Here is a 17,539-nt window from a genome sequence, read left to right as displayed (position 1 = left end):
TCATCCGTAGACTCTGCGAGGAGTCGATCGAGATCGTCCTCACTGAGGTGACGGACGATCTCTTTGCGGCGATCTCCAGACATATCCACACATCAAACTCTACCTTCATAACTTCCACTAGGCACTAGTGATTCGGTACGGCAGCACGGGCAATAGACGCTGTCGCGCCAGCGAATCTGTGACAGCAGATTCGCGGCCCGACGCTCCGAGACGAACGTCTTGAGTGGAATCATGCTTCGTCGGGTGGCGCGTTCGTGCCACCCTTGCCCGCTACGACTTCTAGCTACAGCTAGGACCTGACCAACAATCTCCTACCCAAGAGCGTTTAGTTTTTACCCGGCTTGGTCCAACTGAGTAGTACGGCACTTTGGGGGAATCTTGTACAGACTATTTATAAAGCACCGGAAGACCGAACCCATACACCCCTTTTCAACGAAGGGTCTGAAAGAATTATCGGGGGTAGAAAACTGTGTTCACAGAGTGTTCACAGTCAGCCAAACATCTGGCGCATCATCGGATGCATCTCCATGAGCTGCTCTTCGGCGATCTCCTCGTACAGTTTGTACGTAATGGAGACCGTCAGCAGCAGCCCGGTACCGGAGACGCCGCCAATGGTGCCCAGCATGTTGGCCATGACAGCCAGCAGCCCAACCAAGGCCCCACCGATGACAGTCACCTGCGGGATGTACCGCTCAAGGACTTTCTCGATGACGCCGACGTTCTGTCGGAAGCCGGGGATCTGCATCCCGGAGTTGTGGATCTGCTTGGCCGTCGCTTCCGGGCCCATGTCGGTGGTCTCGACCCAGAACACGGCGAAGACTGCGCCGCCGACCAGCATGACGAACAGGTCGATGCCGACTCGGGTCAGGATCTGCCAGACTGGCTGGGCCGTGCCTTCGAGCCACCACATCCAGTCGCCACGGCTCTGAATTGGGGCAAGGAAGTAGAACAGGCCGCCGGTCGGCTGGCCGTTGGCGTACGTGCCGAGGAACGCCGGCATCGAACCCAGCTGGGCGTCCAGAATCCGGCCCAGGAACTGGATGTTCGCCTGCAGCGCCCGGACAAGGATCATCGGCAGGACGCTCGCGTAGATGAGCTTGACCGGGAATCGGCCACGGGCTCCTTTCACGCGGGCGTTCGACAGCGGGATCTCGACACGGACCGATTCGGCGTAGACGACCACTGCGAAGATGAGGACCGTCGTGAACAGCCCCAGCAGTTCGCCTTGGAGCAACACGGTCTGGAGGCCATCAGCGGCCAACACTGGCCCGGTGCCGCGCTCGCCGGTGATGAACAGGTACCAGGTGTAGATGATGCCCTCGCTGTTCCCGAGGAACGGGGCCGTCAAGAGGCCACCGACAAGCCGTTGGCTCACGCCGGCGACAATGAACAGGCCGATACCGGAGCCAACGCCCCATTTGGAGATGACCTCGTCCATGAACAGGATGAGGACACCGCCGACGAACATCTGGGCGAAGATGAGCCACTGGACACCGGCCGTGCCGATACCCAGTGAGTTCGCGACCGCCGTGTCAGCCGGCAGGAACCCACCAGCGAACACCATCGGGAGCCCGGTGAGACAGATCATCACGAGTACCAGCAGCTTCTGGAGCCCCTGATAGAGGATCTGGTCACGCGGGTCGTCTTGGGTGTTCAGCCCGAGCAGGTCCGCCCCACCGAGGAGCTGTAACACGATGGACGCCGTGACGATCGGACCGATACCCAGCTGCATGATGCTCCCCTGACCAGAGGCCAGAATCGACGAGAAGCGCCCGAACACCTGCTGGCTGGCGTCGATGTCCAGCCCGAACAGCTTCACGTTCGTCAGGAAGAAATACAGCAGGAGCACGCCACCTGTCCAAGTGAGCTTGCGCTTGAACGGGACGTGTCCGTCCGGCCGCTGGACTGCGGGCATCCGGACAAGCAGTGGTTCGGCGGTGTCCTTCCAGCTCATCGTTCGTTATTCCTCGTCCGCGTCCGCGTCTTCGGTTTCTTCGGCCTCGGCCTGGCGCTCCTCGCCGAGGTCGGTCAGTTCGACACTCCCGCCTGCGCCCTCAACCTTCTCGCGAGCGCCCTCGGAGAAGTCGTCGGCGATGAGCGTGAGTTCGTGGCGCACTTGGCCCGCACCGAGTACCTTCACGTAATCGGCGTCGTCGGCCTCTTCGACCACATCACGGACATCGACGCGGAAGCCACCGTCTTCGACTTCGGCGACGTCATCGGCGGCCAGCAGCGTGACGTTCTCGTCGATCTCGCGAACGTCGATGGTTGCGGCCTCTTCCTGCACCTTCTGCGGGCGCTTGAAGCCACTCTTGCCGAGCGGCTCGTGGTTGTGGAACTCGTGCTTGTCACGGCCTGCGTCACCGCGACCACCGCGGTGGCCGGCACCACGTCGGTTCTTGTGTGAGCCGCCGCCGTGCGTGCGTGAGCCGCGCTGTCGTTTCTTTTTACTCGTCATTATCGCATCGCCTCCAGGAGGTCGTCGATTCCCTCGGTGTCGTGTTTCCCGAGCTGCCCGCCCTCCTTGACGGGGTGTTTGACGCCGTCGTGACCACCACGGGGCGGGTGGAGACGGAGCGTCGGGGACAGGCCCTGCTCGCGCAGTGTCGTCTCCTCGGAGAGGAGCGCGAACGCGAGCCCGGAGATATCGTCGTAATCCGTGTGCTCGGCGACCCACTCGTCGTCGACGTCGGCGTCGCCTTCGAGCGGCTCAGCGCGCGTCGCCAGAACCGTCTCCAGCGTCTCCTGGCTCGGCTCACCAAAGGCGACGAAGTCGTTGACCTTCGCCACCATGCCGCGGTAGGCGTCCGTCTCAGGGACGAGCGTGCAGTGGTTCACGTGGTGGATGTTGAGCATCTCCAGCGTGTCCTGGATGTCAGTGTGCATGTTGACTTCGCCACGGAGCTGGACGAGTGCGTGCATCACTCGATCACCTCTCGTTTCTCGAAGGTTCGTTCGGGGACGCGCGCCTCGGCCGTGTTCTGCAGGGCGTTGAACGTCGCCTTTGCGAAGTTGACCGTCGTGCGCGTGTTCCCGCTACTGCGTGTCCAGATATCCTCGATACCGGCGAGTTCGAGCACCTTGCGGACGGTCTCTCCGCCCGCGAGGCCCAGCCCTCGCGGGGCCGGCTGCAGCTCAACCTCGACGCTCCCGGCCTTGCCCTCGGTGCGCAGCGCGACCGTGTGCGGACGGCCACAGCCACACTCCCAGGACCCGCAGCCGCGGGAGACGTCGATGATGTTCAGCTTCGCGATGTCGATGGCTTTCTGGATGGCACCGCCGACCTGGTCGTCACGCCCTTCGGCGTAGCCGATGAGGCCGTCGCGATTGCCAACGGCGACCACGCAGCGGAACTTCACGCGGCGGCCGGAGTCTGTCATCCGCTGGACCATGTTGATGTCCAGCACTTCGTCTTCCAGATCGGGAACGAGCTGGTCGACGACTTCCGATTCTTTCAGCGGGAGCCCGGAGTTCAGCGCCTCCTGCATGGAGTCGATTTCGCCCTCGACGACCTGCTTGCCGAGGCGTGTCCGTGGCTCCCATCCGTTGTTAGCACTCATAGTTCGATGTCACCGTCCAGTAGGGTCTCTCGGAGCTCGTCGAAGTGCTCCGGGAGGTCTGCAGCGTCGAAGTCGCCGCTGTACAGCGGCTCCTCGAGCTGCTCGTCGTACTCGGCGATGTGGGCACCGCGCGTGCGCTGCCAGTCGGCGAGTACGTCGTCGTTGTGCGGAATGTCCAGGCCGGCGTCGATTGCGCCTTCCTGTATTGCGAATACTTTGCTTCCGGGGGTCGGGCTGTTGAGTCCGATGTCGAGCACTGCCTCCTCGATGCCCGCTTCCTGCGCGCGAAGCCCGGCGAGCAGACCGGTGAGGTATGCCGAGGGCATGTTGCCCGTCGGGGCCTCCCAGCCGTACTCGGCGAGATCGCTCGAGTGAGCGGACGCGAGGGTGTCATCGCCGTTGGGGCCAAGCGTCACCAGCTGCGCCCTGACGTGTTTATTGCTCTTTCGAGCAACGAGACGTGGCTTACCGGATTTCAACAGGCGCAACCGCTGATGGTAATCGGTTCTGGCCTCGCGGCGTCGCCGCATCGGTACTTTATATCGTGGTCCTGTCGCCATTATGCGTCACCGTGGTTTGCGTCGATGTAACGTTCGAGATCGGCAACGCTGTCGAACTCGCCACCGCCGGCCTTGTCGTACAGGTCGCGGTACTGCGAACTCGAAAGCGTTCCCTCGTCACGCAGTTCGCGCAGCTTCGTCCGCTGTGCGCGGATGCGTGACTCCCAGTCCTCCTTGGAGTTCTGCCGTGCGCCTGCCTTCCCTTTCCGGGAACCGGCTCCCTTCTGGTGGCCGTACGCACGCTTCTTCTGGCGCTCCCGGGCGCGTCCACGGGAGTTGCCTTTCTTGTCTTTCGCCTGAATGGCGCCCTCATCGACCAGCTCGCGAACGTCCTCGCGGGTAATCGCGTCGGCGATGTCGCCCTGTCGCTCGGGGTTGAACCAGACGCGGTTCTTCCCGACGTCGAGGACGTCAGCCGCGAGTCGCTTCTGTGCGGAGAGATCAGTCATCACTCACTCACCTCGACTTCGACGTAGGTGGGGTTGAGCACGCGGATGCCCGCGTCCTCGGCTTCCTCTTCGATTCGCTCGCGCTTGCGAGCACCGACCTTCGAGGCGATCCGGACAGCCTCTGTGTCGCCGTCGACGCCTTCGAGGTCGTCCACGTTGTGCACGCGAACCTCCTCGAAGCCGGACGGATGCTTGCCGCGAACCGCGGTCGGCGAGCGGAAGCCCGCCTCGACCGTGTCGCCCTTGCCCTTGATACCGCGGCGCTGCTTCGAGAGCTGGCCGCGGGGCTTGCGCCACGAGGTCGAGACGCGCTTTTTCTTGTGGTGGTCCTGACGGTTGAACTGCGGCTTGCCGACCCGGTGTCGCTGGGTCAGTAGCCGCGCGTCCTCATCGGAGAGGTCTGGCGTCTTCTCGGTGAGCCCGCGGGCCTGGAGTTCCGTCTCCACGTCCTCGTCGGGCACTTCTTCGCCGCCTTCCTCTTCGACTTCGGCTTCGGTCTCGGACTCAACTTCGAGTCCGCCAACGTCGGCCTTGATTCGGGCCGCCAGCGCGTTCCCGATACCGCTGACATCGGCGAGCGCGGACTGGTCGGCACCACGAACGTCTTCGACCGATTCGAAGCCGGCCTCGCGGAGTGACTCCGCCTTGGACGGGCCGACGCCGCTGATGTCGGTCAGTTCGGTGTACTCTTCCTCAACGTCTTCTTCGTTGTCCGCCATCAGGCGTCACCTCGGTTTGGTTTGCGGGTGATGTACACCCCGTCTTGGAACACGCGCACGTCCTTGTCGTTGATGCGCGTAAGCTGCTCGATGTCAGCAGCGGTCTGGCCGACAGCTTCGATGTCGGGACCGCTGATGGTCAGCTCCTCACCGTCGATCTCGACGTCCGTGTCGCCGTGGATCGTCGTGCGGCGGGGGGCTTTCTCGCCCAGGAAGTTCTCGATGACAACTTCGTCACCCTCGACGTTGACCTGCATTGGGAAGTGAGAGTAAAAGACCTCCATACCGTACTCCCAGCCCTCGGTCACGCCGTGGAACATGTTCTCGATGTGGCTCTGGAAGGTACCGATCGTCGACATCGTCTTGGCGTTGTCTTCATCGGATTCGATGACGACCGTGTCGCCGTCGACAGACACGTCGATGTCAGGGTACCAGAGCCGACGTGTGACGCTGCCGTTGTCCCCCTCGACAGTGATGTCAAGGTGGTCCTGCTCGGCGTCCACGTCCTCCGGAATCTCCAGTTCTACTCGTGGCATTGTTAGTATACGTACGCGATGACTTGGCCACCGACGCCCTGCTCACGAGCCTCGTAGTGGCTCATGATGCCGTGGCTGGTCGTCACGACGAGGGTCCCGTAGTCACGGGCGGGGAGGAACCGCTTCTCCCACTTCTCGAACTCGTCTGCGCCCGCAGAGTAGCGGGGCTTGACCGGGCCACACTCGTTGATGGCTCCTTTCAGTTCAACTTCGAACTCGCCGGCTTTGCCGTCGTCGACGAAACTGAATCCGTCGATGTATCCGCGGTCGTAGAAGACCTCGAGGACGCTGCCGATCTCGTTCGAAGCTGGCGATACTGTCTGCTCTAGGTGCCCGACGCTTTCGGCGTTGTTAAGCGCCGACAGTGCGTTGGCAAATGGGTCGTTCCCTGTCATTGTTAGCTGTACTTCCTGAAGCCCATGCCTCGCGAAATCTCGCGGAAGCACTGGCGGCACAGCCAGATGTCGTACTTGCCGACGAGTCCCTGTTCGCGACCGCAGCGCTGACAGGACTCGAGCTGGCCAGTTCGCTCACTGGATGCCGTCTCGGAATCGGGCTCGTCTGTGGTTTCACTTTCGCTCATTCGCTCACCTCCACGTCGTAGGTCGACTCGATGAAGGCGACGGCGTCCGCCGGGTTGAGTCGATGCTTCGTCGGAATCGAGCGCGACGCCTTATCGCGCTTGGCGACGCGGTAGCCGGGACGGACGAGGTTAACCGTCACGTCCAGCCCGTAGATTCCGATGCTCGGGTCGTACTCCTGGCTCGGGAACTCGGTGTGTTCCTCGACGCCGAAGCTGAAGTTGCCGGTGTCGTCGAACTGACTTGTCGCCAGTTCAGCGAGCGGCAGCGCCGTCTGGAGGAATTCCTCGGCCATCTCGTCGCGGAGGGTGACCTTCGCACCGATGGGGTCGCCCTCGCGGATGTCGAACTCGCCGACAGTCCGCTTGGCCTTCGTTCGAACCGGCATCTGCCCGGTGATCTCCCCGAGGATGTCCTCTGCGTTGGCGAGGTCACGGCCACCGTGGCCGATACCCATGTGAACGACGACCTTCTCGATACGCGGTTCGCGCATCTCGTGGAAGTCGCCGCCGGACTCACTCTCGGAGCTCATTCATCATCACCCGTGAAGTTCTCGTCGATGACGACGACGTACTCTTCGACTGTCTCGAAGCCTTCGCCCTCGTCCTGCGAGACGATCACGTTGTTCTGGGCCGAACCCGGCGTCACCTGAATCTCCTCGACTTCGCCGACTTCGCCCGCGTGGGCACCGTCGACGGCCGTGACGAGTGCGCCCTCTTCGTATTCGAAGTGGGCAACGACTTCGCCGTCCTCGTTGCCGACGACGATGGAGTCGCCAGCGTCGTAGGTCTGGTCGTCCTCGACGATGAGCGTCTCACCGTCGTGGAGACCCAGCTGGACGTCGCCACCGGAGACGTGCGTCTTGGTGACGATTTTGCCGAGCTTGGATTCGGCCGCGTCCGGGTCGATTGCGGTCAGCGCCAGCCGACCACCCTCGCCGGGGAACACGCGGTAGTACTCCTCGCGCTCGGTGAAGGCCAGGATGTCGAACATCCCGACGGGGCGTTCCTCGTCGGAAATGGCCTTCCCGTTGATGAGGACGTTGTCCTCGTTGAGAGCGTAGCGGGCTTCTTTGCGGTTGTCGGCGTAGCCGAGCACGTCCCGAAGGACGATGAGCAGGGGAACCCCCGACTCACCGTGTGGGCCGGCACCGGCTTTCACCGTAAACGTCGCGGTTTTGCGCTCTACGGGCCAACTGTTTGGCACCGAGAGTCGCTTCTGGTGGTTACTCATGCGGAATCATCCTCCGATTCGAGACGCGCCTCGCGCTTCTCGTCTTCGAGGTCCAGGTCCGTCACGCGGACGTTCGAGGTGTCAAGCGGTCGCGGGACTTCCTCGCCGTCTGTCTTTTCGAGCGTGACGTCTTCGACGTGGATGACAGCCTTGTCGAGGTCCACGTTGATGACTTCGCCTTCTTCGCCGGCGAAGTCACCACGGAGCACCTCAACGGTGTCACCAGCGTTGACGCGGACGTTCCGCTGGCCGTACTCCTCGCGGAGGTCAGCGCTCAGCGTCGCCCGGACCTGCTTGTGCCGCTCGTGAAGCGGGGCACGTCGTTGACTCTTGCGTTGTTTGTCTGGTTGCTTGCTCATGGTTCTATACGATCATCGTCGCTGCTGATGCCACACTGCCGAATCGCTGTGCGACTTCCCGTGCGATTGGACCTTTCAGCTCGGTCCCGCGCGGGTCCTCGTTTTCGTCGACGATGACGGCCGCGTTGTCTTCGAACTTGACGCGGGTGCCGTCGGGTCGACGGATCGGCTTTCGCTGGCGGACGACGACGGCTTCGAGCACCTGACGACGCATTTCGGGCGTCCCCTTGGTGACCGAGACCGTGATCTTGTCGCCCAGCCCAGCTTTGGGGTGGCGGTTCTTCGTTCCCGAGTAGCCGTGGACGGAAATGACCTTGAGTTCGCGCGCTCCCGTGTTGTCCGCACACGTGATGAGCGAGCCCTTCTCCAGGCCTTGCGTGACGTCAGCACCGAGTGCTTCCATCAGGCATCACCGTCCTGTTCGTCGGCGACCACGCCGACAACGACGTGGCTTTTCGTTTTCGAGAGCGGTCGACACTCTGCTATCGTGACCGTGTCACCGACCGCAAGGTCGAGACAGTCCGGTGCGTGAGCCGGAACGCGGCTCCGCCGCTTCATAAAGCGGTCGTATTTCGGCACCTTCACGTCGTACTCGCGCTCGACGACAACGGTCTTCTCCATGTCAGTGGAGGCTACCTCGCCGTTCAGTGTCTGTCCGCGCACGGAGAGCTCTCCGTGGAACGGGCAGTTCTGATCGGCACAGGTCTCCTCCGGTTCCTGTACGTTCAGTCCTAGCGCCATAGTGAATCTCCTGTGTTCTCTGTGCGACGAGCGGGACGGGCAACGAGGCGGTCGCCGTCGACGAGAACCGTCTCGGTCGACAGGTCGAACGCGAACGTCGCGCTGTCCTTCGGCACGTGCCACACCCGGTCGGCCCCCTCGAGTGTCAGCATCTGTGTCGTCTCCATGACGACAGTTCCGCTGATACCGATGACGTCCGGATTGGACGCCGCGACGACCTCGCAGTCGAGGCCGACGAGTTCGTGTCGTGGGAGCGTCTCGGGTGTTAGTGGCATTATTCGTTCTCCTGCAGGTCGCCTTCTTCGCCCTGAATCGTCTTGATGCGGGCGATGGCCTTCCGCAGCTCCTTGATGCGACCGGGGTTCTCCGGCGCACCACCCGCGGCCTGGACGGCCCGGGCGTTCAGTAGTTCGGTCTTCAGGTCGTCGAGTTCCGCCTCGCGTTCGGCGGGCGTCATGTCCCGAATTTCCTGGACGTGGAGGACGGTCATTCGTCGTCACCCTCCTCGTCCATTTCATCCATCAGCTCTTCGGCTTCCGCCTCGACGTCCTCGTCGAGTTCCTCGTCGACAGCCTCTTCGAGTTCGTCAACGTCGACATCCTCGACATCGTCGTCAGTCGGGACTTCGACGTCTTCCTCGACGATTTCCTCGTCGACGAACTCCTCGTCAGCCTCGGAGTCGTCGTCGGCCCCGGCGGCCACGTCCTCGTCGAGTTCTTCGGCGGTTTCGCTGTCTTCGGGCTCGCCTTCGAGGAGTTCCTCGACGGACTCGCCGTCGGTGTCGGCCACGTAGTCCTCGACGTCGACATCCTCGTAGATCTCGAAGTCGTCGGGGAGCTCCGCGTTCGGCGGGATAATCTTGACTCGGACCCCGATGGTCCCGAGCTTCATCACGGCGACGCCGACGCCGCTGTCGACGATCTCCTCTGCGGGTTCGCCGTTGTGCTTGACGTAGCCGCGGTTGAACTTCTCAACGCGCGAGCGTGCACCAGTGACCTTGCCGGAGAGGACGATCTCTGCGCCGAGTGCGCCCGACTCCATGATGCGGTCGATGGTGGTGTGGCCCGCTTTGCGGAAGTACCAGCCACGCTCGAGTGCGTTGGCCAGTCGGTCCGCGACGATGCGGGCGTTGAGGTCCGGCTCGTCGACTTCCTGCACGTCGACCTGCGGGTCGTCGAGGTTGAATCGGTCCTCGAGTTCCGTCGTGATCTTCCGGATGTTCTTCCCGCCCTTGCCGATGACCATCCCTGGCTTCTCGGCTTTGAGCACGATCTGGGTCCCCATCGGCGTCTTGGCGACATCCATGCCGCCGTAGCCGGCTCGACCGAGTTCCTCTGCGAAGAACTCGTCGATCTGGGTCCGCTGGAGTCCGTCCTCGATGAACTGTTGTTCGTCGGCCATTAGTCTTCGACCTCCGGCTCTTCGAGGATGAGTTCGACGTCGACCTGCGGGCTATTCCACGCCGAGGCACGCCCCATCGCGCGGGGCTTGCGACCCTGCTGCTCGCCGACCTTGTGGGCGGCGACGTGCTTGATCGTCATGGCCTCACCGTCGAAGCCCTGGTGGTCGGCGTTGCCGACCGCGTTCTCGAGCAGGTCGAGGAAGGCCTTGCTGGCCTTCTCCGGGTAGCGCCCGGCGTCCCAGCCGTCGACCTTGCTTTTGTGGCCGACGCCCGAGTTGTGCTGTTTGAACGGAACGGGCTGGTCGCCCTCGATAACTGCCTCGAGGTAGTCGACAGCCTCGCCGGCCGTTTTGCCCTTGACCTCGCGGGCGATGGCCTTGCTGTGCTTGAAGCTCATCTGCCGCTCCCGGAGCATCGCTTTGGCCGTCGTGTCCGGGTCGGCTTCGACTGAGTAACTGATTCCCATGATTATTTGAGCGGTACGAACTTCGAGGAGCGTGTCGCTCCGATACCGGCCTGACCGTGTTCGACACTACTCCGGGTGAGCTGGAACTCACCGAGGTAGTGGCCGAGCATCTCGGGCTCGACTTTGACACGCTCGAAGTTCTGGCCGTCGTGGACGGCGAAGGTCAGCCCGACCATCTCCGGGACCACCGGCATGTCGCGCAGGTGTGTCCGGATCGGGTCGTTGGCTGTCTCCTCTTCGCCGGCCTCGCGGGCCTTCTCGAGGAGCTTGTGTTTCTCCTCGGTCAGGCCGCGTACGATACTTCGCCGCTGTCGAGCGGGGAGCAGTTCCGCGACTTCCTCGAGCTCCATCTCCTGCAGCTCGTCGAGCGTGTGGCCGCGGAAGGAGAACTCTCCTTCGTGGCCGATTTGATATTCTGAGCTCATTCGTTGCCACCTCGACCTGTTCGCTTCGAGGCGATGTCCCCGACCTTACGGCCAGGCGGGGCGTTCCGCGAGATGGACTTGGGCTTGCCGGGGTGCTGGCGTCCGCCACCACCGAACGGGTGGTCGACGGCGTTCATCGCCACACCGCGGACGTTGGGCCACTTCGTCCCTCGCGCTTTCATCTTGTGATGCTTGTTGCCAGCCTTCACGAACGGCTTGTCAGTTCGGCCGCCACCGGCGACGACGCCGATGGTAGCACGACACTGCGGGTCAAGCCGCTTCATCTCCCCGGAGGGGAGCTTGACGACCGCGACGTTGCGGTCGTGGGTGAGCAGCTGGGCGTTGACACCCGACGCGCGGGCGAACTTCCCACCGTCACCGGGGCTGGATTCGACGTTGCACACCGGGACCCCCTCTGGGATCTCGGCCAGCGGGAGCGTGTTCCCGGGTGCGATCTCGGCGCTGACGCCGACCTGTAGCTCGTCGCCTACCCCGACGCCTTCCGGCGCGAGGATAAGTCGTCGGTCGCCGTCTTCGAACTCGACGGCAGCGACCGGAGCCGAGCGGGCAGGGTCGTGCTCAATGTCGACGACCGTGCCGGCGATGACGTCGCCGTCCTCGACCTTGCGGTGCTCCAGATCAGCCTTGTAACGGTGCGACGGAGCACGGAACGTGGAGGTCCCGCGGCCGCGCCGTTGTCCTTGGATTCGTCGTCCCATCGTTAGAACACCCCAATTCTGGAGGCGACTTCCTGGGCGTCGTCGTCCTCAGAGAGGCGAACGACGGCCTTCTTTTCGCCGTCCATCGTGTTCTGCGTGTTGACCTGTTCGACTGTCACGTCGTACTGCTCCTCGACGGCGTCGGCGACCTCGCCCTTGGAGGCGCGGTCGTCGACGGCGAACTGGAGCTTGTTCTGGAAGTCCATGTCGTTCATGGCCTTCTCCGTGACGTGTGGGTGTTTGATGACATCCCAGCTCATCGCTCGGCCACCTCCGCGAGTGCGGATTCCGTGAAGATGGTGAGTCGACCGGGCGCGCCGCCGGGCGCGAGGTCTTCCGTGTTGACCTCGCTGGCGGTCGCCACGTCGGCCCCCGCGAGGTTGCGGGCGGCCGTCGACGGCTCGTCGCTGGTCACGAAGAGGATCGAGGCGGGACGACGGTACTTCCGTCCACGGGCCGAACCCTGTCCAGCCTTGATCTTCGTCTCGTCGGCGCGGTCGATGTCCGCGTGGACGTCGAGCGCCTCCAGCAGCGAGACGACTTCCTGCGTCTTGACGAGGTCCTCGAAGTCGTCGGAAACGACGACGGGCACTTCGTCACGGTCGAACTCGTGGCCGCGGTCGGCGACGAGGTCGGCGTCGGCCGTCGCGGCCAGCGCCGAGCGAACGGCCAGCTGCCGTTCCTTGTCGTTGAGGTCGAGCGAGCGGTCCTTCTCGGTTTTCGGCGGGTGGGCGCTTCGCCCTTTGACCGCCTGCGGGACGCGGCGGGCACGGCCGTCCTGCTTCGGGACGTGTGCCTGGCCGCGGCCGCTACCGAAGGACTCGGCCGGCGTTCGGAGGCCGGCGTACTCGTCGGACCCGTAGTCCTGCTTTCGGTTGGCCTGTGCGGCACGTACAGCTTTGCCGATGAGGTCGGACCGAACCGGCGTCTCGAAGACGTCCGGCAGGTCGACCTCGCCGTCTGTGTTGCCGTCCAGGTCGTAGATTGTTGCCTGCATAGGTTATCCCTGGTTCGATTCGTTGGAGACGTAGCGCACCTCGGGGTCGAGGCGCGGCTGGTCGTTCGGACGCACCGCGGGCCGGAAGCGCACCAGGCGCTTGTCCGGACCGGGCACGGAGCCCTTCACGAGCGTGTACGGCCCATCGACTTCGCCGTAGTTGACGAAGCCGCCATCGACGGTGGGCTCGTCGCCCTCGCCGATGTCGATGAGGCGCTTGTTGAGCTCGGTGCGCTGGTGGTAGCCGGTCTGCCCCTGCTGGGGGACCGTCGAGCGCACGCGGGACGGGTTCCACGGACCGAGGTTGCCGATCCGTCGGCGCCATCCCTGGCGGGCGTGCTTGCCTTTCCGTTTCTGGACGCCCCACCGCTTGACGGGACCCTGCGTCCCTTTGCCTTTCGTGACACCGGCCACGTCGGCGTACTCGCCGGCGCGGAAGATGTCGTTCATGGCGTGTTCGCCGCCGTCCTCGACAATGTCAAGGGCGTGGTCGAGGCGGTCCGAAACGGACCCACCGCCGACGCGAGTCTCCATCACGTCGGGCTTTTTCTTCGGGACGCTCGGGACGGCGTCGGGGACGGTGTGCGTAATGAGTCGCAGGTCCCCGAGGTCACCGGCCTCGTGTGCGTCGCGTATCTGTTCCTCAGCAGCGTCCGGGTCGTGGTCCTCCGGAACGTCCAGGGTCCGGTCGAGCTCCGAGTGGAACTCGTCGGTCCAGACTTCCGTCAGCGGACGCTGACCGTACGGCGTGTCTTCGTACGCTCGCAGGGCGACGGCGCGCATCGGCGGCGTCTCGATGACTGTCACCGGGACAGTCTCCTCCATCCCTTCGCGGGGGGAGTTAGGTTCGTCGTTGACAAGCACAACGTGAGTCATGCCTGCCTTGTAGCCGGCGAACCCTTGGACGCCCGGCTGCCCGTCGTCAGACGGCCAGCTGTTGAAGCGAGGCGTCTCGCTCGTCGAGCGCTTGCGCGGGCCGAAGCCCAGCGAGCCTTTGCGTGGTCTGCTTGGTTGTGGCATTCGTTTACTCCGTGAGGGTTAGACAGGTGAGGGAGGCGAACAGAGCTTCTTCCGTTCGCACAACCTCACTGCCCTGGTTCGGAACCGTATTCAGCCAGAGGTCGAACCCTTCTGGTTCGTCGCTCGTCTGGTCTCCCCCGACGGCGTCCGGGGCAACGTCGAGTATCGACGGTAACCCGCGCTCGGGTGCCCCGAAGGCGACGGTCATGCCGCCCTCGGCGTCGCGCCGCTCGGCCAACTGGCCGAGACGGGTCGACGTTACCGGCTCGCCGTATCGCGAGGACGCGATAGTGAGCCCGGCATCGTCGCGCGAGAGTGCCGCATCGAGGTCCGCGGCGACAACGTCGAATCCCGTTGTGGGGGCGTCGACGAGTTTCGCCCGGACCGGCCGTCGCGAAGAGACCCTGACGGTCACGCGCTCTCCCTGTTCCACGTCCATATCCGCTGGGACGGGAAGGGAGATCGGGTGTTGCATGCCGCAATTGACCCGGACGCGCCCATCAGCTCCGACCTCGGTCACGATTCCCTGTCTTAACGACCCCGAACCCTCAGATCCGGAGCCGGTCTGTGAACGCACGCGGAGCGGCGGCAGGACGCCGACGTACTCCAGTTCGTCCCGCTTACCCCACATCTCCTTTCGGAGGTGCGGGGGCGTCGCGGCGTACCGCAGCACGGTTTCGACGAACCCGTCTTCCCATTTGCCCGCCCCGTCAGGGTCGGGGTACACTGTCAGCCGATCAACCCGGTAGACCGCGGCCGCGCGGGCCACGTAACCGAGCTTGCGAGTTGCCTCGCGTCTGTCTTCGGCTTCCCGTGCAAGGGAAGACGGCACGAGTACGCTGGTCGTCATGCCGTGACGCTTCCACGTCGCGCCACTAGACTGTGCCGATATCTCCCTTTCCAGGGCTTAAAAAGCCCCCGTTTCACGCACGCGATGCGTCGCGTTCACATGGTCCGTCATGCCGGTTCGGAACCGATGCACGCATTCACTGTTTTGCCGCTTCCGAAAGGTCATGTCTCGTGACGCCATCACATGATCCGGCGCTCAGACGGGGAGATGATTGCCCTCACTTCCCACGATTTTCCCCGGAAAACGGAAGGCTTTTTACTCTCACCCCCGCCAGATTTGATTGCAACGAGGCGTTGCGCGCTGGCACTGAGCGACCACCGGTCGTGAATGTCAGGGCAAACGAAGCAAGCGCTGGTAGTGTAGTTGGTATCACGTGACCTTGCCATGGTCACAACCTGGGTTCAAATCCCAGCCAGCGCATTTCTCTTCATCCAAACTCTCGAGCGGCGCGTTTTATCGCGCCGCGTACTGGATGCTGTGTAATCGCACTGGATTTGAGCCCTGCCAGTCGCAGCCCGCGAGCGACCACTGGGAGCGAGCGGGAACGTCTGGCTCCGGTTCAAATCCCAGCCAGCGCATTTCTACGACGAACTATTCCAGTGAGCACCGCGTCGCGTGTGCTCGGTATCCGTGAGTCGTGCAATCGCACTGGATTTGCATCAGGTTCAAACACCGACGGACTTCGTCCGTCGTGATTCGCAATCGCGTCGTGATTGCTCACTCCCAGCCGGCGCATTTCTCTGATTCCAAATCGGCAAGCGATGCGTCTTATCGCGTCGCCCAGTCATATAGTACCGCTGTCATGTACTCATCTGAGTCGTCGGAGCGCCACCCGGAAACCGGGGAGTACCATTATTTGTTGCCCTATCGACAATGAGAGTGTATGACGGACGAGACGGTCCACGAGTCACAGGAAACACGGAGTCGCAGAGGAATCGCATCGTACTTCCGGCGATTGGCAAACAGGCTCAGCCGCGGTGAGCCAGCCCCAGCGGATGAGGAACAGACTGTAACGGTCACGCCGCCGGCCGAATCCGAGTTCGAGGTTGAGGTCGAGCGAGAGGACGGCACTGTCACCCTTGAAATCGATATGGAGTGGAACGAGGATGAGGGAGAGGTGGCGACCGATGTGGCTGCGAGCAAGGCCACGTTCAAGGTGTACGAGGACAGCGCCGAGCAGTACCGCTGGCGGCTCCGCCACGACAACGGGAACATCATCGCCGACAGCGGGGAGGGCTACGCCTCCAAGCAGAAGGCCGAGCAGGGTCTTGAGAGCGTCAAATCCAACGCTCCCGGGGCGTACGTCGTCGATGAGTCGAAAGATGACAGTGTTGTCGAAGAAGGGGGCAGCAAGGCGACATTCGAACTGTTCAAAGACAGCGAAGGGAAGGCGCGCTGGCGGCTCCGCCACGACAACGGAGAGATCATCGCCGACTGCGGGCAGGGCTATGCCTCCAAGCAGAAAGCGAAGCAGGGGCTCCAGAGCGTCAAGACGAACGCTCGCGGGGCACCGGTCGAAGAAGGCGAGTAAGCGTTCCGAACAGCGGTAGTTTCGTTCCTCCAGTCAGACACCGATAGCGTTACGCGAGTATCATAGCGGTTAGGTTTCGAGCGCGCGTGAGAAACCAGTATGACCTGCATAGGGTTTCTCTCGGTCGCACCGGTCATCGAAGGCAGCATGTCGTCGTACGTCGCTGACGCCGTCGCGGCGCTGGAGGCGTTCGATGTCGAGTACGAGACGACGCCGATGGGGACGATCATCGAAGCGGAGGACAGCAAGGAACTGTTCGCGGCCACCCACGCCGCTCACGAGGCTGTCGGCGAGCAGGCTGACCGCGTGAGCACGTTCCTGAAAATCGACGACAAGCGGACCGTTGACCAGCAGGCGCGAGACAAGGTCGACGCCGTCGAGGAGCATCTAGGTCGGGCGGCCAGAAGCGACGCGGCCGAAGGCGGAGATTAAAGGGAAGGGTGCCAAAGACGGCGTATGGATAGTCTCAATCGGATGGCCACGGAACTCGTTGACGAGGCCATCGACTTCGCCGACGAACTCACGATAGACGTACACGCGCTGGAGGGCGACGCCGCGGTGCTGGACTTCGGCGTCGAGGTCCCCGGCGCTGTCGAGGCCGGCATGCTACTCGCGGAAATCCAGACGGCCGGGCTGGCGACGGTCCAGTCCACGATGGCCACCGTCGGGGGCGCGCCGCTGAACCACGTCGAACTGTCGACAGACCACCCGGCGCTGGCCCTGCTGTGCTCACAAAAGGGCGGCTGGGAGCTGGCCGTCGATGACTTTCAGGCGCTCGGGAGCGGCCCCGCACGCGCGCTCGTTGCCGAGGAGGAAGCCTTCCAGCGTATCGGCTACCGCGAGGACGCCGACTTCGCCGTGCTGGCCGTAGAGACCGACGAACTGCCGGACGAGGACGTTGCGAGCCAAGTCGCTGAGCGCACAGGCGTCCCCGAGACGGGCGTGTTCCTGCCGTCGTTCGCGACTGCGAGTGTCACCGGGAGCGTCGTCGCCGCGGCCCGGGCCGCCGAACTGGCCGTGTTCCGGCTGGCCGAACTCGGCTTCGACCCGGTGTCGGTGCTGTCGGCCAGCGGCCGCGCGCCGGTCGCGCCGGTCGCCGATGACGAAGCAACTGCGATGGCTCGGACCACAGACGCACTCGCCTACGGCAGCGAGGTCCACCTCACCGTCGACGAGTCCTTCGACCGGTTCGACGAGGTCCCCTCCGTCGCGGCCCGAGAATACGGCGAGCCGCTAGAGGGCGTCTTCGAGGACGTGGACTGGGACTTTACGGAGCTTCCTGTCGAACTGTTCGGCCCCGCGGCGGTCACCATCGATGTCGTCGGCGGCGACACGCACGTCGTCGGTGAGACAAGCGAGAACGTGTTAGCCGAAAGCTTCGGCCTGTAATC

28 protein-coding genes, 1 tRNA gene and 1 pseudogene are annotated in these 17,539 nt (G+C 63.5%); 4 read left to right on the top strand and 26 right to left on the bottom strand.

The window, feature by feature from the left end:
- Nucleotides 1-107: 107 nt before the first annotated feature.
- The 26 genes and pseudogenes from G9C82_RS14180 to G9C82_RS14055 all read right to left on the bottom strand — a co-directional run.
- Nucleotides 108-233, bottom strand: a pseudogene (locus G9C82_RS14180) (IS1595 family transposase); the annotation flags it as partial.
- A gap of 257 nt (nucleotides 234-490) precedes the next feature.
- Nucleotides 491-1,954: a preprotein translocase subunit SecY gene (gene secY / locus G9C82_RS14175; RefSeq protein WP_127014425.1), complete on the bottom strand. Its 1,464-nt coding sequence runs from the start codon at nucleotides 1,952-1,954 to the stop codon at nucleotides 491-493.
- A gap of 6 nt (nucleotides 1,955-1,960) precedes the next feature.
- Nucleotides 1,961-2,458: an uL15m family ribosomal protein gene (locus G9C82_RS14170; RefSeq protein WP_011223737.1), complete on the bottom strand. Its 498-nt coding sequence runs from the start codon at nucleotides 2,456-2,458 to the stop codon at nucleotides 1,961-1,963.
- Entirely contained in the window at nucleotides 2,458-2,922 is a 465-nt protein-coding gene (gene rpmD, locus G9C82_RS14165) for a 50S ribosomal protein L30 (protein WP_004957369.1), read from the bottom strand. Before rpmD ends, G9C82_RS14170 begins: the two co-directional genes overlap by 1 nt.
- Nucleotides 2,922-3,560, bottom strand: a complete 639-nt coding sequence (locus tag G9C82_RS14160) for a 30S ribosomal protein S5 (RefSeq protein ID WP_004957374.1) — start codon at nucleotides 3,558-3,560, stop codon at nucleotides 2,922-2,924. The genes rpmD and G9C82_RS14160 overlap by 1 nt, the downstream gene beginning before the upstream one ends.
- A complete protein-coding gene (locus G9C82_RS14155) occupies nucleotides 3,557-4,120 on the bottom strand; it encodes a 50S ribosomal protein L18 (RefSeq protein WP_023843357.1) in 564 nt (187 codons plus the stop codon). Before G9C82_RS14155 ends, G9C82_RS14160 begins: the two co-directional genes overlap by 4 nt.
- Complete coding sequence (locus G9C82_RS14150; protein WP_004516953.1) at nucleotides 4,120-4,569, bottom strand: 50S ribosomal protein L19e; 450 nt, start codon at nucleotides 4,567-4,569, stop codon at nucleotides 4,120-4,122. The genes G9C82_RS14155 and G9C82_RS14150 overlap by 1 nt, the downstream gene beginning before the upstream one ends.
- Entirely contained in the window at nucleotides 4,569-5,288 is a 720-nt protein-coding gene (locus G9C82_RS14145) for a 50S ribosomal protein L32e (protein ID WP_127014424.1), read from the bottom strand. Before G9C82_RS14145 ends, G9C82_RS14150 begins: the two co-directional genes overlap by 1 nt.
- Nucleotides 5,288-5,824, bottom strand: coding sequence for a 50S ribosomal protein L6 (locus tag G9C82_RS14140; protein ID WP_127014423.1), 537 nt, complete (start codon nucleotides 5,822-5,824; stop codon nucleotides 5,288-5,290). Before G9C82_RS14140 ends, G9C82_RS14145 begins: the two co-directional genes overlap by 1 nt.
- 2 nt (nucleotides 5,825-5,826) lie before the next feature.
- Nucleotides 5,827-6,219, bottom strand: coding sequence for a 30S ribosomal protein S8 (locus G9C82_RS14135; protein ID WP_004516956.1), 393 nt, complete (start codon nucleotides 6,217-6,219; stop codon nucleotides 5,827-5,829).
- 2 nt (nucleotides 6,220-6,221) lie between these two features.
- A complete protein-coding gene (locus tag G9C82_RS14130; RefSeq protein ID WP_004591563.1) occupies nucleotides 6,222-6,407 on the bottom strand; it encodes a 30S ribosomal protein S14 in 186 nt (61 codons plus the stop codon).
- A complete protein-coding gene (locus G9C82_RS14125; protein WP_004957391.1) occupies nucleotides 6,404-6,937 on the bottom strand; it encodes a 50S ribosomal protein L5 in 534 nt (177 codons plus the stop codon). The genes G9C82_RS14130 and G9C82_RS14125 overlap by 4 nt, the downstream gene beginning before the upstream one ends.
- The gene (locus G9C82_RS14120; RefSeq protein ID WP_007187646.1) at nucleotides 6,934-7,638 is read right to left on the bottom strand and encodes a 30S ribosomal protein S4e; all 705 of its coding nucleotides are present in this window, start codon (nucleotides 7,636-7,638) and stop codon (nucleotides 6,934-6,936) included. The genes G9C82_RS14125 and G9C82_RS14120 overlap by 4 nt, the downstream gene beginning before the upstream one ends.
- Nucleotides 7,635-7,997: a 50S ribosomal protein L24 gene (gene rplX, locus G9C82_RS14115; RefSeq protein ID WP_004957398.1), complete on the bottom strand. Its 363-nt coding sequence runs from the start codon at nucleotides 7,995-7,997 to the stop codon at nucleotides 7,635-7,637. Before rplX ends, G9C82_RS14120 begins: the two co-directional genes overlap by 4 nt.
- A gap of 4 nt (nucleotides 7,998-8,001) precedes the next feature.
- On the bottom strand, nucleotides 8,002-8,400 hold the full coding sequence (locus tag G9C82_RS14110; protein WP_004516961.1) for a 50S ribosomal protein L14: 399 nt from the start codon (nucleotides 8,398-8,400) through the stop codon (nucleotides 8,002-8,004).
- Nucleotides 8,400-8,738, bottom strand: a complete 339-nt coding sequence (locus G9C82_RS14105; protein ID WP_004591559.1) for a 30S ribosomal protein S17 — start codon at nucleotides 8,736-8,738, stop codon at nucleotides 8,400-8,402. Before G9C82_RS14105 ends, G9C82_RS14110 begins: the two co-directional genes overlap by 1 nt.
- Nucleotides 8,729-9,013: a ribonuclease P protein component 1 gene (locus G9C82_RS14100; RefSeq protein WP_007187647.1), complete on the bottom strand. Its 285-nt coding sequence runs from the start codon at nucleotides 9,011-9,013 to the stop codon at nucleotides 8,729-8,731. The genes G9C82_RS14105 and G9C82_RS14100 overlap by 10 nt, the downstream gene beginning before the upstream one ends.
- Nucleotides 9,013-9,228 carry a 50S ribosomal protein L29 gene (rpmC, locus tag G9C82_RS14095; RefSeq protein ID WP_004516964.1) on the bottom strand — a complete coding sequence of 72 codons (216 nt, stop codon included), beginning with the start codon at nucleotides 9,226-9,228 and terminating at the stop codon, nucleotides 9,013-9,015. Before rpmC ends, G9C82_RS14100 begins: the two co-directional genes overlap by 1 nt.
- Nucleotides 9,225-10,139 (bottom strand): 30S ribosomal protein S3, encoded by a 915-nt coding sequence (locus G9C82_RS14090; protein ID WP_004957404.1) that lies wholly within the window; start codon nucleotides 10,137-10,139, stop codon nucleotides 9,225-9,227. The genes rpmC and G9C82_RS14090 overlap by 4 nt, the downstream gene beginning before the upstream one ends.
- The gene (locus G9C82_RS14085) at nucleotides 10,139-10,606 is read right to left on the bottom strand and encodes a 50S ribosomal protein L22 (RefSeq protein WP_004957408.1); all 468 of its coding nucleotides are present in this window, start codon (nucleotides 10,604-10,606) and stop codon (nucleotides 10,139-10,141) included. The genes G9C82_RS14090 and G9C82_RS14085 overlap by 1 nt, the downstream gene beginning before the upstream one ends.
- A gap of 2 nt (nucleotides 10,607-10,608) precedes the next feature.
- A complete protein-coding gene (locus G9C82_RS14080; RefSeq protein ID WP_004516967.1) occupies nucleotides 10,609-11,031 on the bottom strand; it encodes a 30S ribosomal protein S19 in 423 nt (140 codons plus the stop codon).
- Nucleotides 11,028-11,750 carry a 50S ribosomal protein L2 gene (locus G9C82_RS14075; RefSeq protein WP_004957415.1) on the bottom strand — a complete coding sequence of 241 codons (723 nt, stop codon included), beginning with the start codon at nucleotides 11,748-11,750 and terminating at the stop codon, nucleotides 11,028-11,030. The genes G9C82_RS14080 and G9C82_RS14075 overlap by 4 nt, the downstream gene beginning before the upstream one ends.
- A 2-nt stretch (nucleotides 11,751-11,752) precedes the next feature.
- A complete protein-coding gene (locus G9C82_RS14070) occupies nucleotides 11,753-12,010 on the bottom strand; it encodes a 50S ribosomal protein L23 (RefSeq protein WP_004591553.1) in 258 nt (85 codons plus the stop codon).
- Nucleotides 12,007-12,747 carry a 50S ribosomal protein L4 gene (gene rpl4p, locus G9C82_RS14065; RefSeq protein ID WP_127014422.1) on the bottom strand — a complete coding sequence of 247 codons (741 nt, stop codon included), beginning with the start codon at nucleotides 12,745-12,747 and terminating at the stop codon, nucleotides 12,007-12,009. Before rpl4p ends, G9C82_RS14070 begins: the two co-directional genes overlap by 4 nt.
- Nucleotides 12,748-12,750: 3 nt before the next feature.
- The gene (gene rpl3p / locus G9C82_RS14060) at nucleotides 12,751-13,767 is read right to left on the bottom strand and encodes a 50S ribosomal protein L3 (protein ID WP_004957423.1); all 1,017 of its coding nucleotides are present in this window, start codon (nucleotides 13,765-13,767) and stop codon (nucleotides 12,751-12,753) included.
- Between the two features lie 4 nt (nucleotides 13,768-13,771).
- A complete protein-coding gene (locus G9C82_RS14055) occupies nucleotides 13,772-14,617 on the bottom strand; it encodes a putative RNA uridine N3 methyltransferase (RefSeq protein WP_004957426.1) in 846 nt (281 codons plus the stop codon).
- Between the two features lie 348 nt (nucleotides 14,618-14,965).
- On the opposite strand from G9C82_RS14055, the gene G9C82_RS14050 reads away from it, so the two are divergent.
- From G9C82_RS14050 to mch, 4 genes are all read left to right on the top strand, one after another.
- Nucleotides 14,966-15,037 (top strand) — tRNA-Gly (locus tag G9C82_RS14050).
- 463 nt (nucleotides 15,038-15,500) lie between these two features.
- Nucleotides 15,501-16,148, top strand: a complete 648-nt coding sequence (locus tag G9C82_RS14045) for an HVO_2922 family protein (RefSeq protein WP_127014421.1) — start codon at nucleotides 15,501-15,503, stop codon at nucleotides 16,146-16,148.
- A 99-nt stretch (nucleotides 16,149-16,247) separates the two neighbouring features.
- A complete protein-coding gene (locus G9C82_RS14040; RefSeq protein WP_121303388.1) occupies nucleotides 16,248-16,580 on the top strand; it encodes an MTH1187 family thiamine-binding protein in 333 nt (110 codons plus the stop codon).
- 24 nt (nucleotides 16,581-16,604) lie between these two features.
- Nucleotides 16,605-17,537 (top strand): methenyltetrahydromethanopterin cyclohydrolase, encoded by a 933-nt coding sequence (gene mch, locus G9C82_RS14035; protein ID WP_127014420.1) that lies wholly within the window; start codon nucleotides 16,605-16,607, stop codon nucleotides 17,535-17,537.
- Nucleotides 17,538-17,539: the final 2 nt, after the last annotated feature.

This window comes from Haloarcula sp. R1-2, assembly GCF_011627385.1.
Classification (GTDB): domain Archaea; phylum Halobacteriota; class Halobacteria; order Halobacteriales; family Haloarculaceae; genus Haloarcula; species Haloarcula marismortui.
Note: the sequence above shows the minus strand (reverse complement) of the source record. Positions and strands in the feature narration are given on the sequence as shown.

What these genes read in the sequence shown, in the direction of transcription:
- G9C82_RS14045 (WP_127014421.1), top strand. Translation starts at nt 15,501, where the DNA reads ATGACGGACGAGACGGTCCACGAGTCACAGGAAACACGGAGTCGCAGA.
- rpl4p (WP_127014422.1), bottom strand. Translation starts at nt 12,747, where the DNA reads ATGCAGGCAACAATCTACGACCTGGACGGCAACACAGACGGCGAGGTC.
- G9C82_RS14140 (WP_127014423.1), bottom strand. Translation starts at nt 5,824, where the DNA reads ATGCCACGAGTAGAACTGGAGATTCCGGAGGACGTGGACGCCGAGCAG.
- G9C82_RS14040 (WP_121303388.1), top strand. Translation starts at nt 16,248, where the DNA reads ATGACCTGCATAGGGTTTCTCTCGGTCGCACCGGTCATCGAAGGCAGC.
- G9C82_RS14055 (WP_004957426.1), bottom strand. Translation starts at nt 14,617, where the DNA reads ATGACGACCAGCGTACTCGTGCCGTCTTCCCTTGCACGGGAAGCCGAA.
- G9C82_RS14135 (WP_004516956.1), bottom strand. Translation starts at nt 6,219, where the DNA reads ATGACAGGGAACGACCCATTTGCCAACGCACTGTCGGCGCTTAACAAC.
- G9C82_RS14080 (WP_004516967.1), bottom strand. Translation starts at nt 11,031, where the DNA reads ATGAGCTCAGAATATCAAATCGGCCACGAAGGAGAGTTCTCCTTCCGC.
- G9C82_RS14070 (WP_004591553.1), bottom strand. Translation starts at nt 12,010, where the DNA reads ATGAGCTGGGATGTCATCAAACACCCACACGTCACGGAGAAGGCCATG.
- rpmC (WP_004516964.1), bottom strand. Translation starts at nt 9,228, where the DNA reads ATGACCGTCCTCCACGTCCAGGAAATTCGGGACATGACGCCCGCCGAA.
- rplX (WP_004957398.1), bottom strand. Translation starts at nt 7,997, where the DNA reads ATGAGCAAGCAACCAGACAAACAACGCAAGAGTCAACGACGTGCCCCG.
- G9C82_RS14085 (WP_004957408.1), bottom strand. Translation starts at nt 10,606, where the DNA reads ATGGGAATCAGTTACTCAGTCGAAGCCGACCCGGACACGACGGCCAAA.
- rpmD (WP_004957369.1), bottom strand. Translation starts at nt 2,922, where the DNA reads ATGCACGCACTCGTCCAGCTCCGTGGCGAAGTCAACATGCACACTGAC.
- G9C82_RS14090 (WP_004957404.1), bottom strand. Translation starts at nt 10,139, where the DNA reads ATGGCCGACGAACAACAGTTCATCGAGGACGGACTCCAGCGGACCCAG.
- G9C82_RS14105 (WP_004591559.1), bottom strand. Translation starts at nt 8,738, where the DNA reads ATGGCGCTAGGACTGAACGTACAGGAACCGGAGGAGACCTGTGCCGAT.
- G9C82_RS14155 (WP_023843357.1), bottom strand. Translation starts at nt 4,120, where the DNA reads ATGGCGACAGGACCACGATATAAAGTACCGATGCGGCGACGCCGCGAG.
- G9C82_RS14130 (WP_004591563.1), bottom strand. Translation starts at nt 6,407, where the DNA reads ATGAGCGAAAGTGAAACCACAGACGAGCCCGATTCCGAGACGGCATCC.
- G9C82_RS14100 (WP_007187647.1), bottom strand. Translation starts at nt 9,013, where the DNA reads ATGCCACTAACACCCGAGACGCTCCCACGACACGAACTCGTCGGCCTC.
- G9C82_RS14145 (WP_127014424.1), bottom strand. Translation starts at nt 5,288, where the DNA reads ATGGCGGACAACGAAGAAGACGTTGAGGAAGAGTACACCGAACTGACC.
- rpl3p (WP_004957423.1), bottom strand. Translation starts at nt 13,767, where the DNA reads ATGCCACAACCAAGCAGACCACGCAAAGGCTCGCTGGGCTTCGGCCCG.
- G9C82_RS14110 (WP_004516961.1), bottom strand. Translation starts at nt 8,400, where the DNA reads ATGGAAGCACTCGGTGCTGACGTCACGCAAGGCCTGGAGAAGGGCTCG.
- G9C82_RS14150 (WP_004516953.1), bottom strand. Translation starts at nt 4,569, where the DNA reads ATGACTGATCTCTCCGCACAGAAGCGACTCGCGGCTGACGTCCTCGAC.
- G9C82_RS14120 (WP_007187646.1), bottom strand. Translation starts at nt 7,638, where the DNA reads ATGAGTAACCACCAGAAGCGACTCTCGGTGCCAAACAGTTGGCCCGTA.
- G9C82_RS14125 (WP_004957391.1), bottom strand. Translation starts at nt 6,937, where the DNA reads ATGAGCTCCGAGAGTGAGTCCGGCGGCGACTTCCACGAGATGCGCGAA.
- mch (WP_127014420.1), top strand. Translation starts at nt 16,605, where the DNA reads ATGGATAGTCTCAATCGGATGGCCACGGAACTCGTTGACGAGGCCATC.
- secY (WP_127014425.1), bottom strand. Translation starts at nt 1,954, where the DNA reads ATGAGCTGGAAGGACACCGCCGAACCACTGCTTGTCCGGATGCCCGCA.
- G9C82_RS14160 (WP_004957374.1), bottom strand. Translation starts at nt 3,560, where the DNA reads ATGAGTGCTAACAACGGATGGGAGCCACGGACACGCCTCGGCAAGCAG.
- G9C82_RS14075 (WP_004957415.1), bottom strand. Translation starts at nt 11,750, where the DNA reads ATGGGACGACGAATCCAAGGACAACGGCGCGGCCGCGGGACCTCCACG.
- G9C82_RS14170 (WP_011223737.1), bottom strand. Translation starts at nt 2,458, where the DNA reads ATGACGAGTAAAAAGAAACGACAGCGCGGCTCACGCACGCACGGCGGC.